Consider the following 24770-nt stretch of genomic DNA (forward strand, 5'->3'; position numbering starts at 1 on the left):
CGGCCGTACCGGCCGACTGCCGCCCGACCTGGCCGACCTGCTCCACCTGCGGGAGCGCGGCACCCGCACGCGCACCGGGCTGACGCTGACGATGTGCATCGACTACGGCGGCCGCGACGAACTCACCCGCGCCGCCGCGGCCCTCGCCCGCCGGGCCCGGGCCGGCCTGCTGGATCCCGACCTGATCGGCGAGGAGGACTTCGCACGGCACCTGCCCCACCCGGACATGCCGGACGTCGACCTGCTCTGGCGCACCGGCAACGAGCAGCGCACGTCCAACTTCCTGCCCTGGCACACCGCCTACGCCGAGCTGTACTTCACGCCGGACCTCTGGCCCGACACCGACCGCCGCCACCTGTGGCAGGCGATCACCACGTACACCCACCGCCAGCGCCGCCACGGCACCGCCCCGACGTCCACGCCCTGACCCGAGGGCCGACAGCCGGAAACGCTTCTGCACCGGAAGTGCGCGGTGGGGCGGGTGGGACTCGAACCCACGGCCGACGGATTATGAGTCCGCTGCTCTAACCGGCTGAGCTACCGCCCCATAGCGGCGTGTCGCGTACATGTGTGCGCGCCGTCTGCCGCAGCATAGCCGCTCATACGATCTCCTGCTTCGGCTGGGCGGCTGCGCACGGCCTTCGTGACCATGAGGACTGCGACCAGCGCCGCGCGGTTCCCGGGAGATCGGAACGGACATGAAAAAGGACCCCTGAGGGGTCCTCGTTCAGCGTGCTCCCCCGACTGGACTCGAACCAGTAACCTGCCGGTTAACAGCCGGCTGCTCTGCCAATTGAGCTACGGAGGACCGAGCTCCCCGGACTGGACTCGAACCAGTAACCTGCCGGTTAACAGCCGGCTGCTCTGCCAATTGAGCTACCGAGGAAGGTCTCGTTGTGCATCGAACGTACCTACCTGGGTATTCGCCAGGGGGCGCGCGCTCGCTGCGACACATACATTAGCGCAAGCAGGGGGGTGCTTTGCCAATCGGTACTCCCCGGCGCCGACGCCGCACCGGAGACCTACGCAAGGAAAGGGTGGCCGCCATGCGTTACCGGCTCACGTTCGTCGCCGGAGTCGTCCTGGGTTACGTGCTGGGCACGAGGGCCGGCCGCGAGCGCTACGAACAGCTGAAGAAGTCGGCCCGTCAGTTCGCGCAGAACCCCGCCGTCCGCAACACCGCGGAGTCGGCGGCCCACCAGGGCCGCGAGTTCGCGGGCAAGGCGTACCACGTGGTGAGCGACAAGGTCGGCGACCGCGTCCCCGACTCGGTGGCCGACCGCGTCCGCCACCTCAAGGAGCGGGCAACCCACAACGGCGGCGAGGACGACTGGGGCACAAGCAATACGTGATCTTCTGGCGCCGAGTAGGACCGCGCCCCTGAAAGGGGCGCGGGGAACGGCGCGACCAGCCACAACGAGCCCGCACTCAAAACCCGGCGTCAAGATCCACGGCGCCCACGGCCCAAGCCAGCGCAGCGGTACGGCAGAATTTTGGCCATGGGGATAGTCGCCGGGTTGGACAGTTCACCCGATTTCACTCGTATCGTCGTCTGTGACACGGACTCCGGAGCCGTGCTCAGGCAGGGATATGCGCCGCATCCGGTGGAGAGCCCCGACAGCGGTGGCCGCCCGTCCGACGTCGACCCGCAGGCCTGGCTGCTGTCCCTGGGCGAGGCCGCGGGCGGCGGGCTGCTGGAGGGCGTGCAGGCCATCGGCGTCTCGGCGCAGCAGAACGCCGTCGTGCCGCTGGACGCGCAGGGCAACACCGTGCGGCCGGCCATGGTCGGCAGTGACAAGCGGACGCAGGTCGCGGCGGCCGACCTGATCGACGCGCTCGGGGGGCGCGAGGCGTGGGCGCAGGCCGTGGGGTGTGTGCCGCAGGCCGCGCAGCCGGTGACGAAGCTGCGCTGGCTGGCGCGGACCGAGCCCGAGAACGCGCAGCGCACCGCGATCCTCCTCCAGGCGCACGACTGGCTGGTGTGGCAGCTGCTGGGCCGTCCGGTGCGCAGAACCACCGACCGGGGCGGGGCGTCCGGCACCGGGTACTGGTCCGCGGCGACCGGTGCCTACCGGCCCGACCTGGTCGAGCTGGCGCTCGGGCACCAGGTGATGCTGCCGGAGGTGATCGGCCCGGCGGACGCGGCCGGTACGACGCCGGAGGGGCTGCTGATCTCCGTGGGGACCGGCGAGACCATGGCGGCGGCGTTCGGGCTCGGCATCGGGCTCGGGGACGCGGTGGTGTCGCTGGGCGCGTCCGGGTCCGTGATGGCCGTGCATCCCGAGGCGCTGGTCGACGGCTCCGGGATGATCACCGCGCTGGCCGACGCGACGGGCATGCACCTGCCGGTCGTCACCACGCTGAACGCCGTACGGACGCTGCGCGGGACCGCAGAGCTGCTGGGGCTGCCCGATCTCGAGAGCCTGTCCGAGCTGGCAATGAAGTCGACGCCCGGGTCGCACGGGCTGGTGCTGCTGCCCTATCTGGAGGGTGAGCGGACGCCGAACCTGCCGCACACGGCGGGGACCCTGGCGGGGCTCAGGCGCGAGTCGATGAAGGCGGAGCATCTGGCGCGGGCCGCGTTCGAAGGCATGCTGTGCGGGCTCGCGGACGCGCTGGACGTGCTGCGCGCCCGGGGCGTGGAGGTGCGGCGGGTGTTCCTGCTCGGGCCGGCCGCCGAACTGCCCGCCGTGCAGGCGGCCGCGCCCTCGCTGTTCGGGACGCAGGTCGTGGTGCCGCAGCCGGCGGACTACGCGGCGATCGGCGCCGCCCGGCAGGCGGCCTGGGCGCTCGGGGCGTCCCAGGGCACGCTCGACGCACGGACCCCGCCGGCCTGGCAGGGCGCGGTCGCGCAGGTCCTGGAGCCCGGGGAGGAACTGGCCGTGGGGCAGGCGGTCCGGCAGCAGTTCGTGTCGGTACGGGAGCAGACGCACCCCGGAGCGTTTTGACCGCCTGTTGGGTTAATTCGGTTGAGGTAACGCCAGTGGAGTGTTCGACGATAGGGGCCAGGGGCAACCAACCGCCCCCGTCACCCACTCCGAGAGAAGCAGCGTGCTCACCCGACTTCTGCGGACCTGTCTCAGGCCCTACAGGAAACCCATCACTCTGCTGGTGCTGCTGCAGTTCCTGCAGACCTGCGCCACGCTCTACCTGCCCACGCTGAACGCGCACATCATCGACCAGGGTGTCGTGAACGGCGACACCGGCTACATCCTCGGCTACGGCGCCCTGATGATCGGCATCTCGCTGGTCCAGGTCGTGTGCAACATCGGTGCCGTGTACTACGGCGCCCGTACGGCGTCGGCGCTCGGGCGGGACGTGCGAGCCGCCGTCTTCGACCGGGTGCAGTCGTTCTCCGCGCGTGAGGTCGGTCACTTCGGTGCGCCCTCGCTGATCACCCGTACGACGAACGACGTCCAGCAGGTGCAGATGCTGGCGCTGATGACGTTCACGCTGATGGTGTCCGCGCCGATCATGTGCGTGGGCGGCATCGTGCTGGCGCTCGGTCTCGACGTGCCGCTGTCCGGGGTGCTGGTGGCGGTCGTGCCGGTGCTGGGCATCTGCGTGACGCTGATCGTGCGGCGGCTGCGGCCGCTGTTCCGGGCCATGCAGGTGCGGCTGGACACGGTGAACCGGGTGCTGCGCGAGCAGATCACCGGCAACCGCGTCATCCGGGCCTTCGTCCGGGACGAGTACGAGCAGCAGCGCTTCCGGAAGGCCAACACCGATCTCACGGACTTCGCGCTGGGCACCGGCAACCTGCTCGCTCTGATGTTCCCGATCGTCATGACGGTGGTGAACGTGTCGTCGATCGCCGTGGTGTGGTTCGGCGCGCACCGGATCGACAGCGGGGGGATGCAGATCGGTGATCTGACGGCGTTCCTCGCCTATCTGATGCAGATCGTCATGTCCGTGATGATGGCCACCTTCATGTTCATGATGGTGCCGCGCGCGGAGGTGTGCGCGGAGCGCATCCAGGAGGTGCTGGACACCGCGTCGAGCGTCGTGCCGCCGTCGGCGCCCGTGCGGGAGCTGCGCCGGCACGGGCATCTGGAGCTGCGCGGGGCGGGCTTCCGCTATCCGGGCGCCGAGGAGCCGGTGCTGAAGGCCGTCGACCTGGTCGCCCGGCCGGGTGAGACGACCGCCGTCATCGGCTCGACCGGCAGCGGCAAGTCGACCCTGCTCGGGCTGGTCCCGCGGCTGTTCGACGCGACCGAGGGGCAGGTGCTCGTGGACGGTGTCGAGGTGGCGGAGCTCGACCCGGAGCTGGTCGCGAAGACCGTCGGGATGGTGCCGCAGAGGCCGTATCTGTTCGCGGGCACGGTGGCGACCAATCTGCGCTACGGCAACCCGGACGCCACCGACGAGGAGCTGTGGCACGCGCTGGAGGTGGCGCAGGCCAAGGAGTTCGTGGAGCGGCTGGAGGGCGGGCTCGACGCGCCGATCGCGCAGGGCGGGACGAATGTCTCGGGCGGTCAGCGGCAGCGGCTCGCGATCGCCCGGACGCTTGTGCAGCGCCCGGAGATCTACCTCTTCGACGACTCCTTCTCCGCGCTCGACTACGCCACGGACGCCGCCCTGCGGGCCGCCCTCGCGCAGGAGACCGCGGAGGCGACCGTCGTGATCGTCGCCCAGCGGGTGGCGACCATCCGGGACGCCGACCGGATCGTCGTCCTCGACGAGGGCCGCGTCGTCGGCACCGGCCGGCACCACGAACTGATGGCGGACAACGAGACCTACCGGGAGATCGTGCTCTCCCAGCTCACGGAAGCGGAGGCTGCCTGATGGCGGGGCCCATGGGGCGGATGATGGCCGGGGGCGGCCCCGACCAGCGCTCGCTGGACTTCAAGGGGTCGGGCAAACGGCTGCTCGCGCGGTTCCGGCCGGAGCGGGTCACGATCTGCGTGCTGCTGCTGTGCGTGGTGCTCAGCGTCGGCCTCAACGTCGTCGGGCCGAAGATCCTCGGCCAGGCGACCGACCTGGTCTTCGCGGGCATCGTCGGGCGGGGCATGCCCGAGGGGGCGAGCAAGGAGCAGGTCCTCGACCAGATGCGGCAGCGCGGGGACGGCGACGTCGCCGACATGCTGCGCAGCACCGACTTCACTCCCGGCGAGGGCATCGACTTCACCGCCGTCGGGCATGTGCTGCTGCTCGCGCTGGGCGTGTTCCTGGTGGCCGGGCTGCTGATGGCGGTGGCGACGCGGATGGTCAACCGGGCCGTGAACCGCACCATGTTCCGGATGCGCGAGGACGTGCAGACGAAGCTGTCGCGGCTGCCGCTGTCGTACTTCGACAAGCGCCAGCGCGGTGAGGTGCTGTCCCGGGCGACGAACGACATCGACAACATCGGGCAGACGCTCCAGCAGTCGATGGGGCAGCTCATCAACTCGGTGCTGACCATCATCGGCGTCCTCGCGATGATGTTCTACGTCTCGTGGATCCTGGCGCTGGTCGCGCTGGTGACCGTGCCGCTGTCGTTCGTCGTCGCCACGCGCGTCGGCAAGCGGTCGCAGCCGCACTTCGTGCAGCAGTGGCGCTCGACGGGCAAGCTGAACGCGCACATCGAGGAGATGTACACCGGGCACGCGCTCGTGAAGGTGTTCGGGCGGCAGGAGGAGTCGGCGCAGCAGTTCGCCGAGCACAACGAGGCGCTGTACGAGGCCGGGTTCCGGGCGCAGTTCAACAGCGGTGTCATGCAGCCGCTGATGTTCTTCGTGTCGAACCTCAACTACGTGCTGGTCGCGGTCGTCGGCGGGCTGCGGGTCGCCTCGGGCTCGCTGTCCATCGGCGATGTGCAGGCCTTCATCCAGTACTCGCGGCAGTTCTCCATGCCGCTGACGCAGGTCGCGTCCATGGCGAATCTGGTGCAGTCGGGCGTCGCCTCGGCGGAGCGGGTCTTCGAACTGCTGGACGCGGAGGAGCAGAGCGCCGATCCGGTGCCGGGCGTGCGGCCCGAGGAACTGCGCGGGCAGGTGGCGCTGGAGCACGTCTCGTTCCGCTACGACCCGGAGAAGCCGCTGATCGAGGACCTGTCGCTGAAGGTCGAGCCCGGGCACACGGTGGCCATCGTCGGCCCGACGGGCGCCGGCAAGACGACGCTGGTGAACCTCCTGATGCGGTTCTACGACGTCACCGGCGGGCGCATCACCCTCGACGGGGTCGACATCGCGCGGATGTCCCGCGACGAACTGCGCGCCGGGGTCGGCATGGTGCTCCAGGACACGTGGCTGTTCGGCGGCACGATCGCGGAGAACATCGCGTACGGGGCGTCGCGGGAGGTGACCCTCGGGGAGATCGAGGAGGCGGCCCGGGCCGCGCACGCGGACCGGTTCATCCGTACGCTGCCGGACGGGTACGACACGGTGATCGACGACGAGGGGTCGGGGGTCAGCGCGGGTGAGAAGCAGCTGATCACCATCGCCCGGGCGTTCCTGTCCGACCCGGTGATCCTGGTGCTGGACGAGGCGACGAGTTCGGTCGACACGCGTACCGAGGTGCTCATCCAGAAGGCCATGGCGAAACTCGCCCACGGGCGGACGTCCTTCGTCATCGCGCACCGGCTGTCGACGATCCGGGACGCGGACACGATCCTGGTGATGGAGAACGGGGCGATCGTGGAGCAGGGCGCGCACGAGGAGCTGCTGGCGGCGGGCGGGGCCTACGCCCGGCTGTACAAGGCGCAGTTCGTGCAGGCGGCGGCGGAGGTCGACTGAGTCGCCTTCGAGAGTGCCATGTGGTGTCGTGGGGCGACTGCGGGCCCGTTGTGGCTGGTCGCGCAGTTCCCCGCGCCCCTGAAGGGGCGCGGGGAACTGCGCGAGCGGCCCCCACCGGCCCGCGGGCGGCATCAGTCCAGATAACCCCTCAGCTGGTCCGCGAAGGCGTGGTCGCGGAGTTTGTTGAGGGTCTTGGACTCGATCTGCCTTATGCGCTCCCTGGTCACGCCGAAGATGCGGCCGATCTCCTCCAGCGTGCGGGGGCGGCCGTCGGCCAGGCCGTAGCGGAGCTGGACGACCTTGCGCTCCCGCTCCCCCAGCGTCGACAGGACCGCTTCCAGGTGCTCCTTGAGGAGGAGGAACGCGGCGGATTCGACGGGGCTGGTGGCGTCGCCGTCCTCGATGAGGTCGCCGAGGGCGACGTCGTCCTCCTCGCCGACGGGCGCGTGCAGCGACACCGGCTCCTGGGCGAGGCGCAGCACTTCGCTGACGCGCTCCGGGGCCAGGTCGAGGTGCGCGGCGACCTCTTCCGGTGTCGGCTCGTAGCCCCGCTCCTGGAGCATGCGGCGCTGGACGCGGACGACCCGGTTGATGAGCTCCACGACGTGCACCGGGACCCGGATGGTGCGGGCCTGGTCGGCCAGGGCGCGGGACATGGCCTGGCGGATCCACCAGGTGGCGTAGGTGGAGAACTTGTAGCCCCGGGCGTAGTCGAACTTCTCGACGGCCCGGATGAGTCCGAGGTTGCCCTCCTGGACGAGGTCGAGCATGGTCAGGCCGCGCCCGACGTAGCGTTTGGCGACGGAGACGACCAGGCGCAGGTTGGCCTCGATGAGGCGGCGCTTGGCCATCCGGCCCATGACGACGAGCCGGTCGAGGTCCAGCGCCAGCTGGCTGTCGAGGTCGGAGGCGAGCCGCAGCTTCTCCTCGGCGAACAGGCCGGCCTCGACGCGGCGGGCGAGTTCGACCTCCTCGGCGGCGGTCAGCAGGGGGATGCGGCCGATCTCCCGCAGGTACTGGCGGAACAGGTCGGAGGAGGGGCCGCCGGTGTCGGGGCGGGCCCGCGGCGGTTCGACGGGCTCGGGAGCCTCGGCCGTCTCGATGGCCTCGGCGGGCGGCTCCTCCGGTTCCGTCTCGGGGTGGAGCACGACGTGGCCTTGCGCCGGGACCGCGGGGAGGACGTCGTCCCCCGCGTCCGGGGCGGTGCCGTCAGCGCCGATGGCGCCGCTGACGTCGGTCTGGGTGAGGGTCTGGGTCTGCACGGGGGCGACCTCCAGGATGATCGCTGCCAAGGCGGACGGCAGCGGTACTTCGGGAGCGGAGTCGGCGGCCTCGCCGCTGTCCGTCCCGTACGCGATGAGCGGAACCGCGGGGGTCTGGGACCCGTCGGGGACGGATCGGCCGCGCTCCGAGGACTCAGGCACCGGAACCCAGTGTGGGGTAAGACACATCGTCGCCACGAGGGGCGTGCGATGACTTTTTGCTTCCGGTCCGTGACCGCGCGGTGACCTCAGAGCGCGGCGGCGCCGTGCTCCCTCAGGGCCTGGTCGTACTGCTGGAGGACCCAGAGTTCGTTCTGCACGGCGGCCAGCTGGGCCGGGTCGCCGTGGCTGCCGAGGCGGGTGAGCCGGCCGGTGATGTCGCGGATGCGGCGTTCGACGGCGCGGCGGCGGACGGTGACCAACTGGGCGCCCGCGTAGGTCTCGTCGACGCCCTTCACGCCCTTGTGCAGCAGGATCGCCTCGACGGCCAGTTCCGTCACCATCGCGCGGACCGCGTCGTCCGGGGCGGCCTCGCGGACCTTCACCAGGTAGTCCTGGGGGTCCGCGACGCCCAGTTCGGCGCCGCCGGCGTCCAGGATGGCCTGGCGTACGGCGGCGTAGGGCGGGGCGGTGAACTCGTCCACTCCGTACGCGTCGAAGGCCGGGGAGACCAACTCGGGGCGCTGGAGGGCGAGTTTGAGGAGTTCGCGTTCGGTGGCGTAGACCGGGTTGCGGAGGTTGAGGGCCGGGCCGCGGGGAGCCGCGGACGGCTGGGCGGCGGCGTACTGCTGCGCTCCGTGCTGGTGCCGGTCCGGGGCGGGGCCCTTGCCGCCGCGGTCGCGGGCCCAGCGGGCCAGCTGGGCCACGCGCTTGACCACGAACTGGGTGTCGAGGATGCCGAGCATGCCGGCGAGCTGGACGGCGACCTCGTGCTGGGCGCCGCTGTTCTTGATGCGGGCGACGATCGGGGCCGCCTCGTCCAGGGCGGCGGCGCGGCCGGCCGGGGTGTCGAGGTCGTAGCGGCTCACGATCTGGCGCAGGGCGAACTCGAAGAGCGGTGTGCGGGGTTCGACCAGGTCCGCCACGGCCTCGTCGCCCTTGGCCAGGCGCAGGTCGCAGGGGTCCATGCCGTCGGGGGCGATGGCGATGTACGTCTCGGCGGCGAACTTCTGGTCGTCCTCGAAGGCCCGCAGGGCCGCCTTCTGGCCGGCCGCGTCGCCGTCGAAGGTGAAGATGACACGGGCCGAGCCGTTGTCCATCAGCAGGCGGCGGAGGATCTTGATGTGGTCGCCGCCGAAGGCCGTGCCGCAGGTGGCGATGGCGGTCGTCACCCCGGCCAGGTGGCAGGCCATGACGTCCGTGTAGCCCTCGACGACGACCGCGCGGCTCGTCTTCGCGATCTCCTTCTTCGCCAGGTCGATGCCGTAGAGGACCTGGGACTTGCGGTAGATCGCCGTGTCGGGCGTGTTCAGATACTTGGGGCCGTTGTCCGCCTCGTAGAGCTTGCGGGCGCCGAAGCCGACGACGTCGCCGCCGATGTCGCGGATGGGCCACATCAGCCGGCCGCGGAAGCGGTCGATGGGGCCGCGGCGGCCCTCCTGGGCGAGCCCGGAGAGCAGGATCTCCTTGTCGGTGAAGCCCTTGCCGCGCAGATAGCGCGTGAGGTGGTCCCAGCCCTGGGGGCTGTAGCCGACGCCGAAGTGGACGGCGGCGGCCTGGTCGAAACCGCGCTCGGCGAGGAAGACCCGGCCGGTGTCGGCCTCCGGGGAGGTCGCGAGCTGTTCCGCGTACCACTCGGCCGCGATCTTGTGGGCCTCGACCAGGCGGATGCGTTCGCCGCGCTGGTGGGAGGGGTTGTACCCGCCCTCCTCGTAGCGCAGGGTGATGCCCGCCTGGCCGGCCAGGCGCTCGACCGCCTCCGAGAAGGTGAGGTGGTCGATCTTCATCACGAACGTGATGGTGTCGCCGCCCTCCTGGCAGCCGAAGCAGTGGAAGAGTCCCTTGCTGGGGCTGACCTGGAAGGACGGTGACTTCTCGTCGTGGAACGGGCACAGACCCTTGAGGTTGCCGCCGCCCGCGCCTCGCAGCTGGAGGTACTCGGACACCACGGCGTCGATCGGGACCGCGTCCCGTACCGCCTTCACGTCCTCGTCGTTGATCCGTCCAGCCACGCAGCGATTCTACGGTGGTGGAGTGACAGTCCTGACGGCTACGAGGCGAGGCTGTCCAGCGGTGCGTGCGGGTCGGCCAGCGCCTCCGTGCTCACCCGGGCCCTGGAGCGGATCAGCTGCTGGATCTTGTCTGTGACATCCCACACGTTCACGTTCATCCCGGCCAGCACCCGGCCCTCCTTCACCCAGAAGGCGATGAACTCGCGCCGGCTCGCGTCCCCCCGGATCACCACCTGGTCGTACGTCCCCGGCGGCGCCCAGCCGGAGTACTCCATGCCGAGGTCGTACTGGTCGGAGAAGAAGTAGGGCACCCGGTCGTACGGCACGTCCCGGCCGAGCATGCAGCGGGCCGCCGCCGGGCCGCCGTTCAGCGCGTTGGCCCAGTGCTCCACCCGCATGCCGGTCTCGAAGAGGGTGTGGGGGAAGGAGGCCACATCGCCGGCCGCGTAGATGTCGGGGTCGGAGGTGCGCAGCCGCTCGTCGACCACGACGCCGCCGCCGCGCGCCCGGTCGGCGATCTCCAGCCCTGCCGCCTCCGCGAGAGCGACCCGAGGGGCCGCGCCGATCGCGGCCAGGACGTCGTGCGCCGGGTGTTCCTCGCCGTCGTCCGTGCGGGCCGCGAGGACCATGCCGTCCTGGCCGAGGATCTCGGTGAGCCGGCTGCCGAAGTGGAAGCGGACGCCGTGGTCGCGGTGCAGGTCGGCGAAGAGCTGGCCGAGTTCGGGGCCGAGGACGTGGTGCAGCGGGGTCGCCCCGCTGTGGACCACGGTGACCTCGGCGCCGTACTCGCGGGCCGCCGCCGCGACCTCCAGGCCGATCCAGCCGGCGCCCGCGATGACGAGGTGGCCGTTGTCCCGTCCGAGGTTGGTCAGGACGTGCTTGAGCCGTTCGGCGTGGGCGAGCCGGCGCAGGTGGTGGACGCCGGCCAGGTCCGTGCCCGGGATGTCGAGGCGGCGGGGTTCGGCGCCGGTCGCCAGGAGCAGCTTGTCGTAGCGGACGAGCGTGCCGTCCTCGCCGAAGCGGACCGTCTTGGCCGTGCGGTCGATCGCGTCGACGGTCTGGCCGAGGTGCAGCTCGATGTCGTTCGCCGCGTACCAGGCGGGCTCGTGCACGAAGACGCTGTCGCGTTCCTCCTTGCCCAGGAGGTAGCCCTTGGACAGCGGCGGACGCTCGTAGGGGTGGTCGCGTTCGTCGCAGATCAGTATCACCCGGCCGGTGAAGCCCTCCGCCCGGAGCGTCTCGGCCGCCTTCGCGCCGGCGAGTCCGCCTCCGACGATGACGAATGTCTGATCCGCGTCGACCACTTGATGCCTCCTCGTAAGGATGTCGCCACTTGAGCGTCCCGCACGGAGCGTGATGCGGGAAGAGGGAGTGACCCGATCAGGCCACGGAGGGTCACGATCGGGCGCGCCGGGGTCTCCTGTTTCCCGTCTGTCGTCTCCTGTTTCCTGCCAGTCTCATGCGTGTCCCGTCAGACGGGCGTGAAGCGAGCGGGCGGAGGTGTCGGTGAGGGAGGCGATCTGGTCGACGATCACCCGTTTGCGGGCCCGGTCGTCCGGCGCGCGGTCGAACAGGGCGCGGAACTGCGGGTCCAGGCCGTCCGGGGCGCGGACGGTGAGCGCCTCGGCCAGTTCGGCGACGACGACGCGCTGGTCGGCGCGCAGGCGTTCCTGCTCGGCGCGCTGCATGACGTAGAGGTCGGCGACGGCCTTGAGGACGGCGCACTCCAGACGGGCCTCGCGCGGTACGACCAGTTCCGCGGCGTACCGGGTGAGCCGTCCGGCGCCGTACGCGGTGCGGGTCGCGGTCTCGGCGGCCAGGCAGAAGCGGCCGATGAGCTGGCTGGTGGCGTCCTTCAGACGGGCCTGGGCGACGGCGGTGCCGTCGTAGCCGTGCGGCCACCACTCCTGGGCGAGGAGCCGGTCGAGGGCCTCGGCGAGTTCGGCGGGGTCGGTGTCCGCCGGTACATAGCGCTCCCGGGCGACCTGGAAGACCTCCTGCCGTTCGGGTTCGGCGTGCAGGCAGTTGGGGTCGATGTGGCCGGCGTGCAGGCCGTCCTCCACGTCGTGCACCGAGTAGGCCACGTCGTCGGACCAGTCCATGACCTGCGCCTCGAAGCAGGTGCGGGTGCCGGGGGCGTCCTTGCGGACCCAGTCGAAGACCGGGCGGTCGTCGTCGTAGACGCCGAACTTGCGGGACGCCGGGTCGGTGGGGTGGGCGCCGCGGGGCCAGGGGTACTTGGTGGCGGCGTCGAGTGCGGCGCGGGTGAGGTTGAGGCCGACGGAGCCGTCGGGGGTGAACCGTTTGGGCTCGATGCGAGTGAGGAGTCTGAGGGACTGGGCGTTGCCCTCGAAGCCGCCGCAGTCCGCCGCGAACTCGTTGAGGGCCTGTTCGCCGTTGTGGCCGAAGGGCGGGTGGCCGAGGTCGTGGGAGAGGCAGGCGGCTTCCACGAGGTCGGGGTCACAGCCGAGGGCCGCGCCCAGTTCGCGGCCGACCTGGGCGCATTCCAGGGAGTGGGTGAGGCGGGTGCGGGGGCTGGCGTCCCAGGCCGGGCCCAGGGTGCCGGGCGTTACCACTTGGGTTTTGCCGGCGAGTCTTCTCAGGGCGGCGCTGTGCAGGACTCGGGCTCGGTCGCGTTGGAAGGCGGTGCGGCCGGGGCGTTTGTCTGGTTCCGGGGCCCAGCGGTCGGCTGACGCCGGGTCGTAGGCCGGGGGGGTTTGTGAGGTGCCGTCCATGTGTCGACAGTATGCGCCTGTGCGTCTGCCGGGTTTTGTTTTCGGGCGGGTGCGGGTGGTATGTGGCTTGTCGCGCCCACGCGGCGGAGCCGCATATCGACACAGCCCCGCGCCCCCAGGAGGGGCGTTGTCGTTCAGCGGCGTTCGACCGTGAACAGTTGTTCCTCCACATGGTCCAGCGCGAGGCGTAGGGCACCCGTCGCCACTGCCGCGTCTCCCAGGCGGGACAGGGTCACCTGCGGCGGACGCAGGCAGTAGCGGGCCAGTTCGTCGCGCAAGGGTTCGAGGACGCCGTCCAGGCCCGCTGCCCAGCCGCCGATGACGACCAGTTCCGGGTCGAGGGCGAGGACCAGCGCCGCCACGTCGTGGACCAGGCGCTGGAGGAAGCGGTCGACGGCCGCGCGGGCCCGCTGGTCGCCCTGGCGGGCCTGTGCGAAGACCTCGGCGACGGCCTGTTCGTCGAGGGGATGGAGGGGTTCGTCCGTGGTGGACAGGAGCGTCTCGGGCGTCACCTCCCGGCCGAGGAGATGCAGCGCGCCGATCTCGCCGGCCGCCCCGCCGTAGCCCCGGTGCAGCCGTCCGCCGATCAGCGAACCGGCGCCAGGGCTGAGCCCCGCCAGCACGAACACCACGTCGTCCGACTCGACGGCGGCGCCCTTCCAGTGCTCGGCCACGGCCGCCGCGTTGGCGTCGTTCTCGACCAGGACCGGGCACTTGAACGACCGGCTCAGCCGCTCGCCCAGCCGCAGCCCCGTCCATCCGGGCAACGCCGTGCCCAGCCGTACCGTGCCGTCCGCCTCGACGATCCCGGGCGTCGCCACGCCCACGGCCCGCAGCGAGCCGCGTGCCACACCGGCCCGGCGCAGCAGCTCGGCGACGGTCCCCCGCAGCCGCTCCAGCCGCTCGTCGGCCGCCGCCGTCTCGGGCACGTCCTTGGCCTGGGAGCCGATCACCCGGCCGTCCAGGTCGGCCAGCAGCGCGGCCACCCGGTGCGCGCCGATCTCCAGCCCCAGCAGATGCCCCGCCTCCGCCCGGAACCGGAACCGCCGCGCGGGCCGTCCCTGCCGCCGGGCGGCACCCTCCTCGGCCGCCTTCTCGACGACGAGACCGGCCTCGATGAGCCCTTCGACGACGCCCTCGACGGTCGGCCGGGACAGCCCCGTCACCCGGGTGATCTCGGTCAGCGTCGCGCAGTCCGTGGCACGCAGCGCGTGCAGCACCACCGCGGAGTTGATCCTGCGCAGCAGCGAGGGATCCCCGCCGGTCAGCCGCCCCACCGTCCGTCCTCCCAGCTCGTGCGCGTGTTGGCCGGATCGTACTCGGCGCGGCGGACCCCGGCGAGGGGCAGGCACGGGCCCTCGCCGGTCAGCCCGGCGCCACGAACCCGGACTCGTACGCCGCGATCACCGCCTGCGTGCGGTCCCGCGCCCCCAGCTTCGCCAGTACGGCGCTGACATGCGACTTCACCGTCTCGGTGCCCACCACCAGCCGGGCGGCGATCTCCGCGTTCGACAGGCCCCGCGCCATCAGCCGCAGCACCTCGCCCTCCCGCTCGGTCAGCCGGGCCCGCTCCATGGCGGCCCGCGCGGCCCGGTTCCCGCCGCCTTCGCCGTACTCGGCGGCCAGCTGCCGTACCGAGGCCGGGAACAGCAGCGACTCGCCCTCGGCGATCAGCCGCACCGCGTGCACGATCTCGGCCGGCCGGGCCCGCTTCAGCAGGAACCCGTCGGCGCCCGCCCGTAGCGCCTCGTAGACGTACTCGTCGTTCTCGAACGTCGTCACCACGAGGATCCGCGGCGGCTCGTCGACCGTCCGCAGCAGCGCCCGGGTGGCCTCGATGCCGTCCAGCAGCGGCATCCGAACGTCCATGGCGACCACGTCGGGCCGCAGCTGCCGCACGAGCGGGATCACCGCCGCCCCGTCCGCGGCCTCCCCCACGACCTCGATGTCGGGCTGTGCCTCCAGTACAGCCCGCAGACCCGCGCGTACGAGGGGTTCGTCGTCGACGAGGAGAACGGTGATCGGCATCGGACCAGCGTAGATCAACTCAACGGCAACTCGGCATGAACCTGCCAGTCGCCGTCGTCGGGGCCGGTCCGGGCCAGTCCGCCGAGCAGGGCGGCGCGCTCGCGTATGCCGCGCAGGCCGCTGCCCCGCCCGGGGCCCGGTACCGGCTCCGTCAGCGGGTTGCGTATCGCGAGGACGAGCGTGTCGCCGGTGACGTCCACGCGGACCCGTACGGGTACGGCTCCGGCGTGCCGCAGCACATTGGTCAGCGCCTCCTGGAGGATCCGGTAGCCCTCCCGGGACACCGGCCCGGGCACGGCGTCCACGGGGCCGGTCACCTCGGCGTCGACCTTCGCCCCGGAGGTACGCGCGGACTCCAGCAGGCGGTCGGCGTCCGCCAAGGTCGGCCGGCTGCTCACGGGCTTCTGCGACTCGCGCAGGACGCCCAGCACACGCTCCAGGTCCTCCAGGGCGGCCCGGCCGGTCTCCTCGATGGCGACCAGCGCCCGGTCCGTGAAATCCGGATCACCGGCCGCCCGCGCGGCCCCTGCCTGCACCACGGCGACCGTGAGCGCGTGGCCGATGGAGTCGTGCAACTCGCGGGCGATGCGCGTGCGTTCCAGGAGCTGGTCGGTGCGCTCTTCCAGCGCCGCCATCCGCTCGGCGGGCGACGGTCCCAGAAGCCGCTTGGCCAAGGCGGTGACGAAGTGGCCCGACCACACCACGACCACGGCGAACAGAAGCAACGGCACGGGCGCGAGCACGGCGTGCCACCAGCGGTTCTCCCCGACTTTCACGAATCCGTCAGCCAAGGGCCCAAGGCCGAGACCGGTCGTGAGCAGATCGATCGCGAGGAGAGGTAACTGGACGGAGAGGTGAGCCACGGTCCAGCCGAGGCACAGCCGCGCCTCCAGCCACACCACCGTCCGCCCCCGGTCCGCCCACGTGGCCGACGGGGTGGTCACGATCTCCTCGCTCTCACCGTCCTGCCGACGGCCGATCAGCAACAGCCTCGCCTGAAACGCCTCCACGACCCGCGCGATGGGCAGGAGTCCCGCGAGTCCGAGCAGCACGGCGGCCGTGACCTGGGTCCACCACGCCTCCTCGATGAAAAGCCACAGCGACGGCCACACGATGGCCACCACGATGTGCAGCCACCGCGTGTACGTCACCGCTCGTGTCAACGGGCGCAGCATGCGGACCATGGCGTCATCGTGCCAGCCACCACTGACAACGAGCCTCCCCCGCACGGGGGAGACGATCTCCACCGACGGGGGAGGACCGCACCCCCGTCGAAAAGCCACGCTGCTTTCATGACCAGCATCGAAGTCCAGGACCTCACCAAGGAGTACGGCGGCAAACGAGCCGTGGACGGCCTCACCTTCCGCGTCCTGCCCGGGCGCGTCACCGGCTTCCTCGGCCCCAACGGCGCCGGGAAGTCCACCACGATGCGGCTGGTGCTCGGCCTCGACCGGCCGACCGCCGGTTCCGCCACGATCGGTGGCCGCGCCTACTCCACCCTGCTCGAACCCCTGCGCCACGTCGGCGCCCTGCTCGACGCGCAGGCCGCGCACGGCTCCCGCACCGCCCGCGACCACCTCCGCGTCCTGGCGACGAGCAACCGCGTCCCGGACCGCCGGGTGGACGAGGTGCTGGAAGAGACGGGCCTGGCCTCGGTGGCCCGGCGCCGCGTGCGGACGTACTCCCTGGGCATGCGCCAGCGCCTCGGCATCGCCGCCGCCCTGCTGGGCGACCCCGAGGTGGTCATGCTGGACGAGCCGTCCAACGGACTCGACCCCGAGGGCATCGTGTGGATCCGGCAGTTGCTGCGCCGGCTCGCGGGGGAGGGCCGCACGGTCCTGGTCTCCAGTCACCTGATGAACGAGACCGCGTCCTTCGCGGACCACCTCGTCGTGCTGGGCCGGGGCCGGCTGCTCGCCGACACACCGATGCGGGACTTCATCCACGCGCGCGTGCAGCCCAGCGTCCGCATCCGCACATCCGACCCCGCCGCCCTCCGCAGCGCTCTCGCCCGGCACGGCCATGACGCCGTGGAACACGTGGACGGTCACTGGACCGTGCACCACGCACGTGTGGACGACATCGGCCGCATCGCCTCCGAAGCGGGTGTTCCGGTCCTCGAACTCGCGGCGGAGGAGGGCACCTTGGAGCAGGCGTACTTCGACCTCACCTCGGCCGAGACCGAGTTCACCGCACAGCAGCCGCAGGAGGCCTGACCATGGAACTCACCCCCGTCCTCCGCTCCGAGTGGCTGAAGATCCGTACGCTCCGCTCGCTGCCGGGAGCGCTCCTGGCCCTGTTCGCCGCGACCACGGCGTTCTCGGCGATCGCCGGTGTCTCCGAGACGTCGGACCCCGGATTCGACCCGCTGTTCACGGCCCTGTCCGGTGTCGTGCCGGGGCAGATCGCGGCCGTCTCCTTCGGGGCCATGGCCGTGTCATTGGAGTTCCAGTCGGGCGCCCTCCGGCTCTCGCTGGCCGCGGTGCCGCGGCGCGGCCGGTGGTTCGCGGCCAAGGCGGCCGTCATCGCCGTACCGGCCCTGGTGGTGGGACTGGTGACCGCCCTCGCCGCCCTCCTCGTGGCACGGGCGGGGCTCGGCCCGGCGGCCGACGGGCTCGGCACCGGCGAACAGGTGCGCGGCGTGGTGGGCTGCGGTGTCTACCTCATGCTGATGGCCCTGTTCGCCGCCGGGCTGGCCGCCCTGCTGCGCAGTGGCGTGGCCACGCTGTCCCTGCTGATCCCGTTCATCCTCGTCGTGTCGTTCGTGATCGGCGACGCGACGGGCACCGTCGCCGACTTCCTGCCCGACAAGGCGGGACAGCTGGTCCTGAGGGAGACGTACGACGGCGCCCTCGGGCCGTGGTCGGGGCTCGCGGTGACCGCGCTGTGGGCTGCGGCCGCGCTGCTGGCGGGAGCGTGGAGCCTGCGCCGCCGGGACGCCTGACCGCGGAACGGCCGGAACAGGGTTGACGCCCCGCCAAGTGTCAGTGGGGCCGGGTTTACTGGACCCATGAACATCGCACAGCACATCGCCCTCATCGACGAGCTGTGCTACCGCCCCTTTCCGGCGGAGCACGGCCCGTCGGACGTCGGCGTCTCCGGACCCGGTCGGCACACCGCGGTGTTAGAGGTCGCGCCCGACGACGACCCGGCGCTCCGGGCGGTGACGATCGACCAGTACGAGAAGGACCGTGACGCCGTCTACGAACTGCTCGCCTCACGCTGGGGCGACACGCCCCCCTACAACCTGCAGACCGTCCTGCTGCGCACCGAGCGGGAGGAGATACCCCGGCCGTGGGCCGAGTTGAGCGCGTGCGCGAGCATCGCGTACGTGTGGGAGGTGGAGGGCACCGGCCGCTGGGTCGCGGTGGCGGTCACCGACCGCGACACCTCGCGCGGGGTCCGGCTGCTGGCCCTGGTCACGGAGACGGACCCGCCGTAGCGGAGTCGGACCCGCCGTGAGGGATCAGCTCTCGGCGGCTTCCCGCAGCCGAGCGAACTCCTCGGCCATCGTCTCGGCCGTCCAGTGCGCGTTCAGCCCGCTCGGATTGGGCAGTACCCACACACGCGTGTTCCCGATCAACCGGGACTGCGGCCCGACCCCGGCCTTCCGGTCGTCGAACGCGGCGCGGTACGCGGTCACTCCGACCACGGCCAGCCAGCGCGGCCGCACCCGCCCCACCTTCAGCGCGAGCAGCCGCCCGCCCTCCCGGTACTCCTCGGCACTCAGCTCGTCGGCCCGAGCGGTCGGCCGCGCCACGACATTGGTGATGCCGAGCCCGTACGAGAGCAACTCCTGCTGCTCGGACGGCTTCAGCAGCCGCGGTGTGAACCCGGAGCGGTACAGCACCGGCCAGAAGCGGTTGCCCGGGCGGGCGAAGTGGTGACCCGTCGCGGCCGTCATCAGACCGGGGTTGATGCCGCAGAACAGCACCCGCAGACCGTCCGCGACCACGTCCGGCACGACACGGTCGCGGGCGGCCTCCAACTCCTCGGGCGTGAAACGGGGCATCGGGTGCGGCGCGTCAGAGGATCGCGCCGGGCGTGTAGCCCGCGGCCTGGGGGTGCTGCTTCACGATCTCCTCGACCCGGGCGACGACGGCGGCGACCTGGTCGCCCGCGGCACCCGTGAAGGACAGCTTGTCGGCCATCAGCGCGTCCAGCGCGGCGCGGTCGAGCGGAATGCGCGCGTCGGCGGCCAGCTTGTCGAGCAGCTCGTTGCGCCCGGCGCCCTGCTCGCGCATCGCGAGCGCGGAGGCGACCGCGTTCTCCTTGATCGCCTCGTGCGCGAGCTCCCGGCCCACGCCCGCGCGCACGGCGCCCATCAGCACCTTGGTGGTCGCCAGGAACGGCAGGTAGCGGTCCAGCTCACGCGCCACGACCGCCGGGAACGCGCCGAACTCGTCGAGCACGGTCAGGAACGTCTCCAGCAGACCGTCCAGCGCGAAGAACGCGTCCGGCAGCGCAACCCGGCGCACCACCGAGCAGGACACGTCGCCCTCGTTCCACTGGTCGCCCGCCAGCTCGCCGGTCATCGAGGCGTAGCCGCGCAGGATCACCATCAGGCCGTTGACGCGCTCGCAGGAGCGGGTGTTCATCTTGTGCGGCATCGCCGAGGAGCCGACCTGGCCCGGCTTGAAGCCCTCGGTGACCAGTTCGTGCCCGGCCATCAGCCGGATCGTCTTCGCCAGCGACGACGGCGCCGCCGCCAGCTGCACCAGCGTCGTGACGACCTCGTAGTCGAGCGAGCGCGGGTAGACCTGGCCGACCGAGGTGAACGCCTGCGAGAAGCCCAGGTGCGTGGCGATCCGCTGTTCCAGCTCCGCGAGCTTCGCGGCGTCCCCGCCCAGCAGGTCCAGCATGTCCTGCGCGGTGCCGACCGGGCCCTTGATGCCGCGCAGCGGGTAGCGGCCCAGCAGTTCCTTGGTCCGGCCGTAGGCGACGAGCAGTTCGTCGGTGGCGGTCGCGAAGCGCTTGCCGAGGGTGGTGGCCTGCGCGGCCACGTTGTGCGAGCGGCCGGCCATGACCAGCTCGCCGTACTCGCCGGCCAGCTTGCCCAGGCGGGCCAGGACGGCCACCGTACGGTCGCGCATCAGTTCCAGCGAGAGGCGGATCTGGAGCTGCTCGACGTTCTCGGTGAGGTCGCGGGAGGTCATGCCCTTGTGCACGTGCTCGTGCCCGGCGAGGGCGTTGAACTCCTCGATCCGCGCCTTCACGTCGTGCCGCGTGACCTTCTCGCGCTCGGCGATGGAGGCCAGGTCGACGGTGTCGAGTACCCGCTCGTAGTCGGCGAGCGCCGCGTCCGGCACCTCGATCCCGAGGTCCTTCTGCGCCCGCAGCACGGCGAGCCAGAGCTGCCGCTCCAGCTTCACCTTCTGCTCGGGCGACCAGAGCGTGGCGAGCTCGGCGGAGGCGTAGCGTCCGGCGAGGACGTTCGGGATGCGGGGCTTGGCGGGAGCGGAAGTCACGTGGACGGATTCTACTGGCGATTCGCGCAGGCCAGCGTCCCGGGTGCCTTCGTGGGAACCTACAAGAGCGTTTCAGTGCCCTGCCGCGAGCCCGCCGGTCACCGCCTCGCCGCGGGAACCGCCTACGCCGGGTCCTCGTACGGCAGCAGCTCGGGCCGCTTCGGCGGCAGGCCGTCGCCCGAGGAGCGGCCCGTCAGGCGGCGGCCTATCCAGGGCAGAAGGTGCTGCCGGGCGAACCGCACGTCCGCCGCGCGGCGCATGACCCAGCCGGGCGGCAGTGTCGTGGGCATCGGAGTGCGCCACTCGGTGTCCTCGGGCTCGTAGCCGAGCGCCTGCCACACCGCTTCCGCGACACGGCGGTGGCCTTCGCCCGTCAGGTGCAGCCGGTCCACGTCCCACATGCGCGGGTCGGCGAGCGAGGGGGCGGCGTACAGGTCGACGACGATCGCGCCGTGCCGTGCGGCGAGCTCGTCGACGCAGGCGAACAGTTCCTCCATGCGCGGTCGGAACCGCTCCAGGACGGGACCCCGGCGGCCCGGGCTGCGCATCAGGACGAGTTGCTTGCAGGACGGGGCCAGCCGCTCCACGGCCTCCTCCAGGAGCCCGCGCACCCGGCCCATGTCGCACTTCGGCCGCAGCGTGTCGTTGAGCCCGCCGACCAGGGTGACGACGTCGGCCTTCATGGCCGCGGCCACGTCCACCTGCTCGTCGACGATCTGCTGGATCAGCTTGCCGCGCACCGCGAGGTTGGCGTAGCGGAAGCCGGGCGTGCGGGCCGCCATCCGCGCGGCGAGGAGATCGGCCCAGCCCCGGTAGGTGCCGTCGGGCAACAGGTCCGACATGCCCTCGGTGAAGGAGTCGCCGACCGCGACGAGGCTGCTGTGGGTGGGGTTCGTGTCCATGGCGGCGGAAATAGTATCCCGTGCACATACCCAGCAGTCGGTCACCCGTCCGGAGTATCGGCGACGGCCCCCTCACGCCCGCTGACCGAACAGCTCCCGCAGGACGTCCTCCATGGTCACGAGCCCGGCCATCCGCCCGTCCGCCCCGAGGACGGCCGCGAGGTGCGTACGGCTGCCCCGCATCGCCGTGAGGACGTCGTCCAGCGGCGTGTGCTCCCGCACGCGCGCGATGGACCGCATGTCCCGCAGCCGGAACGGCACCTCGCGCCCGGCGGCGTCCAGCGCGTCCTTCACATGCAGGTAGCCGACGATCCGCCGCCCCTCGTCCACCACCGGGAAGCGGGAGAACCCGGTCTCCGCGGACAGCCGCTCCAGCTCGTCCGGAGTGACGCCCACGCGCGCGTACACCACGCGTTCCAGCGGCAGCACCACGTCGCGCACCGGGCGGCGGCCCAGTTCCAGCGCGTCGTGCAGCCGTTCCTGGGCGCGGTCGTCGATGAGGCCGGCCTCGCTGGAGTCCTTCACGATCTGCGCTATCTCGGCGTCCGAGTAGGAGGCGGCGACTTCTTCCCGCGCCTCCACGCGCAGCAGCTTCAGCAGGGTGTTGGCGAAGGTGTTCACCGTGAAGATCACCGGGCGCAGCGCCCGGGACAGGGTCACCAGGGGCGGGCCGAGCGTCAGCGCGCTGCGCACCGGCTCGGCGAGCGCGATGTTCTTCGGCACCATCTCGCCGAGCAGCATGTGCAGATAGGTCGCCAGGGCCAGCGCGATCACGAAGGACACCGCGTGCCCCGCACCCTCGGGCACGCCCACCGCGTGGAACACCGGCTCCAGCAGGTGCGCGATCGCCGGCTCGGCCACCACACCCAGCACCAGCGTGCACAGCGTGATGCCGAGCTGCGCGGCCGCCATCAGCGCGGACACGTGCTCCAAACCCCACAGCACGCTCCTGGCGCGCCGGTCGCCCCGGTCGGCGTAGGGCTCGATCTGGCTGCGGCGCACCGAGATCAGCGCGAACTCGGCGCCGACGAAGAAGGCGTTGACGACGAGCGTCGCCAGACCGATCAGCAGCTGGACGGCGGTCACAGCTCCGCTCCCCTCTCGTCGGGCTTCTCGTCGTCGAGGGGCGCTCGCAGCCGGACGCGGGCGGCCCGGCGTCCGGTGGCGTCCAGGACCTCCATCCGCCAGCCGGCGACCTCGAGGGTGTCACCGGCGGCCGGTATCCGGCCGAGTACCGTCGCCACCAGCCCGGCGAGCGTCTCGTACGGCCCCTCCGGGGCGCGCAGCCCGACGCGTTCGAGGTGGTCCACGCGCGCCGAGCCGTCGGCCGAGTACAGGGCGTGGCCCGCCTCGTCCGTGCCGGCCGGCGCGAGGTCGGGCAGCTCGTGCGGATCGTGCTCGTCGCGCACCTCGCCGACGACCTCCTCGACGATGTCCTCCAGGGTGGCCACGCCCGCCGTGCCGCCGTACTCGTCGATCACCACGGCCATCGTGCGCTTGCCGGAGAGCCGGTCCAGGAGCCGGTCGACGGTGAGGGTCTCCGGGACCAGCAGCGGCTCGCGCATCAGCTCGGAGACGAAGATCCTGGTCCGGCGCTCCGCCGGGACCGTCAGCACGTCCTTGACGTGTGCCGTCCCGACGACCGAGTCGAGGGTGTCGCGGTAGACGGGGAACCGGGACAGGCCGGTCGCGCGGGTCGCGTTCGCCACGTCCTCCAGGGTCGCCTGCACCTCCAGGGCGACGACCTGCACCCGGGGCGTCATGACGTTCTCCGCGGTCAGGTCGGCGAGGTTCAGCGTCCGCACGAACAGCTCGGCGGTGTCGGCCTCCAGAACCCCTTCCTTGGCGGAGTGCCGGGCGAGCGCCGCCAGCTCCTGCGGCCCGCGCGCCGACGCCAGCTCCTCGGCGGGCTCCACACCGATCCGGCGTACGACCCGGTTCGCCGTGTTGTTGAGGTGCGTGATGAACGGCCGGAACGCCGCGCTGAACCAGCGCTGGGCGTTGCCCACCGTCTTGGCGACCGCCAGCGGCGACGAGATCGCCCAGTTCTTGGGCACCAGCTCGCCGACGACCATCAGGAACACCGTCGACAGCGCCGTGCCCAGCACCAGCGCCAGGCTGTGCGACGCCGACCGTGAGACACCGATGTCCTCCAGCGGCCCGGCGATCAGCGCGGCGATCGACGGCTCGGCGAGCATGCCGACGACCAGGTTCGTGACCGTGATGCCGAGCTGCGCACCGGAGAGCTGGAACGTCAGGTTCCGTACGGCCTTCAGGGCGCCCTGCGCACCCCGCTCGCCGCGCGCCACCGCCTGCTCCAGCTCGGCGCGCTCGACCGTGGTGAGGGAGAACTCGGCCGCCACGAAGGCGCCGCAGGCGAGCGAGAGCAGGATCGCCGCCAGGAGGAGGAGCACTTCGGTCATCGGTTCACCCCCGTTCCATGGTTCTCCAGGACGGGGCGGAACGCGCGGTGTCGCGTACTGGGAGGCTCGCCCATGGGCGGACGGTCACAACCTTTCATGCAGAACCGAGTGGCCATCCAAGAGTAAAGGATCAGCAAAGTCCTGCGGCCGGGGTGGTCAGCGGGGCTCGGCGGGCACGGGAGCGAGCCGGTACGCGCCCTCGTGTGCGACGACGCGGCCGGCGGTGGGCGGTGCGAAGTGGGTGCCCAGGAGGAGGGTGTCCGTGCCGGCGAGCCCGCCGAGCAGCTCGCGGCGCGTGCTCCGAGACCGTCCGGGGTCGATGTCGACGCAGGCGCCGATACCGGGGTGGGCGAGCTGGACGGGGTGGTGGACGCAGTCACCGGTGATCAGTGCCGTCCGTCCGCGGCTGGTCAGTTCGACGGCGACATGGCCGGGGGTGTGCCCCGGGGTCGGGACCAGGCGCAGCCCGGGCGCGACGTCGAGGCCCTCGGCGGGGACGTCGAGGAGGTCGAGCAGCCCCGCCTCCTCCACCGGGATCACCGAGTCGCGGAACATCTGCCGGCGCGGCTCGTCCATGGCGTACCCGGCCCAGAACTCCCGCTCGGTGCGCGAGGTCAGGTAGCGGGCGTTCGGGAAGGTGGGCACCCATGCGCCGTTCACCTCCCGGGTGTTCCAGCCGACGTGGTCGGCGTGCAGGTGGGTCAGGATCACCAGGTCGACGGAGTCCGGGGGGAATCCGGCGGCGCCGAGGTGTTCGAGGTAGTCGGTGTCGAGGCCGTGCCAGGCGGGATTGGCCCGCTCCTTGCCGTTGCCGATGCCGGTGTCCACCAGGACGCGCAGCCCGCCGGCCGTGACGGCGAAGCTGTGGCTGTCGGCGCGCAGGACGCCGTCGTCGTCGGCGAAGTGGGGGCGCAGCCAGTCCTGTCCGGCGACGACGTCGGGGGTGGCGTCGGGCAGCAGCCAGGCTCCGGTGGCGGGCGGCAGAGGGGTCTCGTCGATGCGGTGGACGGTGAGGTCGCCCACGGTCCATGAAGCGGGTGTGGTCAAGGGTCCTCCTCGGGGCGCTTA

Annotated in this window: 21 protein-coding genes and 3 tRNA genes; 8 read left to right on the forward strand and 16 right to left on the reverse strand. The window is 71.7% G+C overall.

Translation table 11 applies throughout. The features are described 5' to 3' along the window. Positions 1–427: undecaprenyl diphosphate synthase family protein (locus tag CCL05_RS09125; protein ID WP_143589855.1), on the forward strand; the 427-nt coding region annotated here is incomplete at its 5' end. A gap of 46 nt (positions 428–473) precedes the next feature. On the opposite strand, the gene CCL05_RS09130 is transcribed toward CCL05_RS09125, so the two are convergent. The 3 genes from CCL05_RS09130 to CCL05_RS09140 all read right to left on the reverse strand — a co-directional run bounded on the left by CCL05_RS09130 (position 474) and on the right by CCL05_RS09140 (position 886). Then, positions 474–547, reverse strand: a tRNA-Ile gene (locus CCL05_RS09130). A 188-nt stretch (positions 548–735) separates the two neighbouring features. Continuing rightward, positions 736–808, reverse strand: a tRNA-Asn gene (locus CCL05_RS09135). Between the two features lie 5 nt (positions 809–813). Next, positions 814–886 (reverse strand) — tRNA-Asn (locus CCL05_RS09140). A gap of 160 nt (positions 887–1046) precedes the next feature. Between CCL05_RS09140 and CCL05_RS09145 the strand changes: the two genes are divergently transcribed. The 4 genes from CCL05_RS09145 (at position 1047) to CCL05_RS09160 (ending at position 6713) form a co-directional block, all read left to right on the forward strand. Continuing rightward, the gene (locus CCL05_RS09145; RefSeq protein ID WP_086560002.1) at positions 1047–1352 is read left to right on the forward strand and encodes a YtxH domain-containing protein; all 306 of its coding nucleotides are present in this window, start codon (positions 1047–1049) and stop codon (positions 1350–1352) included. A 147-nt stretch (positions 1353–1499) separates the two neighbouring features. Further along, positions 1500–2948: an FGGY family carbohydrate kinase gene (locus CCL05_RS09150; RefSeq protein WP_086560003.1), complete on the forward strand. Its 1449-nt coding sequence runs from the start codon at positions 1500–1502 to the stop codon at positions 2946–2948. Between the two features lie 103 nt (positions 2949–3051). Then, a complete protein-coding gene (locus CCL05_RS09155; protein WP_086560004.1) occupies positions 3052–4785 on the forward strand; it encodes an ABC transporter ATP-binding protein in 1734 nt (577 codons plus the stop codon). Next, the gene (locus CCL05_RS09160; protein ID WP_086560005.1) at positions 4785–6713 is read left to right on the forward strand and encodes an ABC transporter ATP-binding protein; all 1929 of its coding nucleotides are present in this window, start codon (positions 4785–4787) and stop codon (positions 6711–6713) included. Before CCL05_RS09155 ends, CCL05_RS09160 begins: the two co-directional genes overlap by 1 nt. A 131-nt stretch (positions 6714–6844) precedes the next feature. Here the strand turns inward: CCL05_RS09160 and CCL05_RS09165 are convergent, their stop codons facing one another. From CCL05_RS09165 to CCL05_RS09195, 7 genes are all read right to left on the reverse strand, one after another. Then, positions 6845–8137 carry an RNA polymerase sigma factor gene (locus tag CCL05_RS09165; RefSeq protein ID WP_086560006.1) on the reverse strand — a complete coding sequence of 431 codons (1293 nt, stop codon included), beginning with the start codon at positions 8135–8137 and terminating at the stop codon, positions 6845–6847. Positions 8138–8223: 86 nt separating this feature from the next. Then, the gene (gene dnaG, locus CCL05_RS09170; RefSeq protein ID WP_086560007.1) at positions 8224–10146 is read right to left on the reverse strand and encodes a DNA primase; all 1923 of its coding nucleotides are present in this window, start codon (positions 10144–10146) and stop codon (positions 8224–8226) included. A gap of 38 nt (positions 10147–10184) precedes the next feature. Further along, entirely contained in the window at positions 10185–11450 is a 1266-nt protein-coding gene (locus CCL05_RS09175; RefSeq protein ID WP_086560008.1) for an NAD(P)/FAD-dependent oxidoreductase, read from the reverse strand. Positions 11451–11603: 153 nt separating this feature from the next. Further along, the gene (locus tag CCL05_RS09180; RefSeq protein ID WP_086560009.1) at positions 11604–12881 is read right to left on the reverse strand and encodes a deoxyguanosinetriphosphate triphosphohydrolase; all 1278 of its coding nucleotides are present in this window, start codon (positions 12879–12881) and stop codon (positions 11604–11606) included. A 134-nt stretch (positions 12882–13015) separates the two neighbouring features. Then, positions 13016–14158 carry an ROK family transcriptional regulator gene (locus CCL05_RS09185; RefSeq protein WP_086560010.1) on the reverse strand — a complete coding sequence of 381 codons (1143 nt, stop codon included), beginning with the start codon at positions 14156–14158 and terminating at the stop codon, positions 13016–13018. Positions 14159–14246: 88 nt separating this feature from the next. Next, positions 14247–14909, reverse strand: coding sequence for a response regulator transcription factor (locus CCL05_RS09190; RefSeq protein WP_086560011.1), 663 nt, complete (start codon positions 14907–14909; stop codon positions 14247–14249). A gap of 14 nt (positions 14910–14923) precedes the next feature. Next, positions 14924–16093, reverse strand: a complete 1170-nt coding sequence (locus CCL05_RS09195; protein ID WP_086560012.1) for a sensor histidine kinase — start codon at positions 16091–16093, stop codon at positions 14924–14926. Between the two features lie 108 nt (positions 16094–16201). Between CCL05_RS09195 and CCL05_RS09200 the strand changes: the two genes are divergently transcribed. The 3 genes from CCL05_RS09200 (at position 16202) to CCL05_RS09210 (ending at position 18351) form a co-directional block, all read left to right on the forward strand. Further along, positions 16202–17125 carry an ABC transporter ATP-binding protein gene (locus CCL05_RS09200; protein WP_086560013.1) on the forward strand — a complete coding sequence of 308 codons (924 nt, stop codon included), beginning with the start codon at positions 16202–16204 and terminating at the stop codon, positions 17123–17125. 2 nt (positions 17126–17127) lie between these two features. Next, positions 17128–17853 carry an ABC transporter permease gene (locus CCL05_RS09205; RefSeq protein ID WP_086560014.1) on the forward strand — a complete coding sequence of 242 codons (726 nt, stop codon included), beginning with the start codon at positions 17128–17130 and terminating at the stop codon, positions 17851–17853. A gap of 66 nt (positions 17854–17919) precedes the next feature. Further along, on the forward strand, positions 17920–18351 hold the full coding sequence (locus CCL05_RS09210; RefSeq protein WP_086560015.1) for a hypothetical protein: 432 nt from the start codon (positions 17920–17922) through the stop codon (positions 18349–18351). A 24-nt stretch (positions 18352–18375) separates the two neighbouring features. On the opposite strand, the gene mug is transcribed toward CCL05_RS09210, so the two are convergent. The 6 genes from mug to CCL05_RS09240 form a co-directional block, all read right to left on the reverse strand. Next, complete coding sequence (mug, locus tag CCL05_RS09215; protein WP_086560016.1) at positions 18376–18921, reverse strand: G/U mismatch-specific DNA glycosylase; 546 nt, start codon at positions 18919–18921, stop codon at positions 18376–18378. A 13-nt stretch (positions 18922–18934) separates the two neighbouring features. Next, positions 18935–20377 (reverse strand): adenylosuccinate lyase, encoded by a 1443-nt coding sequence (purB, locus tag CCL05_RS09220; protein WP_086560017.1) that lies wholly within the window; start codon positions 20375–20377, stop codon positions 18935–18937. Between the two features lie 122 nt (positions 20378–20499). Further along, positions 20500–21279, reverse strand: a complete 780-nt coding sequence (locus CCL05_RS09225) for an SGNH/GDSL hydrolase family protein (RefSeq protein WP_086560018.1) — start codon at positions 21277–21279, stop codon at positions 20500–20502. A gap of 72 nt (positions 21280–21351) precedes the next feature. Continuing rightward, positions 21352–22365, reverse strand: a complete 1014-nt coding sequence (locus CCL05_RS09230; RefSeq protein ID WP_086560019.1) for a hemolysin family protein — start codon at positions 22363–22365, stop codon at positions 21352–21354. Beyond that, positions 22362–23702, reverse strand: a complete 1341-nt coding sequence (locus CCL05_RS09235; protein ID WP_086560020.1) for a hemolysin family protein — start codon at positions 23700–23702, stop codon at positions 22362–22364. Before CCL05_RS09235 ends, CCL05_RS09230 begins: the two co-directional genes overlap by 4 nt. 156 nt (positions 23703–23858) lie before the next feature. Beyond that, on the reverse strand, positions 23859–24749 hold the full coding sequence (locus tag CCL05_RS09240) for an MBL fold metallo-hydrolase (RefSeq protein ID WP_086560021.1): 891 nt from the start codon (positions 24747–24749) through the stop codon (positions 23859–23861). Positions 24750–24770 lie beyond the last annotated feature (21 nt).

The organism is Streptomyces africanus (assembly GCF_002150735.1).
Taxonomy (GTDB): domain Bacteria; phylum Actinomycetota; class Actinomycetes; order Streptomycetales; family Streptomycetaceae; genus Streptomyces; species Streptomyces africanus.

What these genes read in the sequence shown, in the direction of transcription:
- CCL05_RS09145 (WP_086560002.1), top strand. Translation starts at nt 1,047, where the DNA reads ATGCGTTACCGGCTCACGTTCGTCGCCGGAGTCGTCCTGGGTTACGTG.
- CCL05_RS09150 (WP_086560003.1), top strand. Translation starts at nt 1,500, where the DNA reads ATGGGGATAGTCGCCGGGTTGGACAGTTCACCCGATTTCACTCGTATC.
- CCL05_RS09160 (WP_086560005.1), top strand. Translation starts at nt 4,785, where the DNA reads ATGGCGGGGCCCATGGGGCGGATGATGGCCGGGGGCGGCCCCGACCAG.
- CCL05_RS09180 (WP_086560009.1), bottom strand. Translation starts at nt 12,881, where the DNA reads ATGGACGGCACCTCACAAACCCCCCCGGCCTACGACCCGGCGTCAGCC.
- CCL05_RS09190 (WP_086560011.1), bottom strand. Translation starts at nt 14,909, where the DNA reads ATGCCGATCACCGTTCTCCTCGTCGACGACGAACCCCTCGTACGCGCG.
- CCL05_RS09195 (WP_086560012.1), bottom strand. Translation starts at nt 16,093, where the DNA reads ATGGTCCGCATGCTGCGCCCGTTGACACGAGCGGTGACGTACACGCGG.
- CCL05_RS09200 (WP_086560013.1), top strand. Translation starts at nt 16,202, where the DNA reads ATGACCAGCATCGAAGTCCAGGACCTCACCAAGGAGTACGGCGGCAAA.
- CCL05_RS09205 (WP_086560014.1), top strand. Translation starts at nt 17,128, where the DNA reads ATGGAACTCACCCCCGTCCTCCGCTCCGAGTGGCTGAAGATCCGTACG.
- CCL05_RS09210 (WP_086560015.1), top strand. Translation starts at nt 17,920, where the DNA reads ATGAACATCGCACAGCACATCGCCCTCATCGACGAGCTGTGCTACCGC.
- mug (WP_086560016.1), bottom strand. Translation starts at nt 18,921, where the DNA reads ATGCCCCGTTTCACGCCCGAGGAGTTGGAGGCCGCCCGCGACCGTGTC.
- CCL05_RS09225 (WP_086560018.1), bottom strand. Translation starts at nt 21,279, where the DNA reads ATGGACACGAACCCCACCCACAGCAGCCTCGTCGCGGTCGGCGACTCC.
- CCL05_RS09235 (WP_086560020.1), bottom strand. Translation starts at nt 23,702, where the DNA reads ATGACCGAAGTGCTCCTCCTCCTGGCGGCGATCCTGCTCTCGCTCGCC.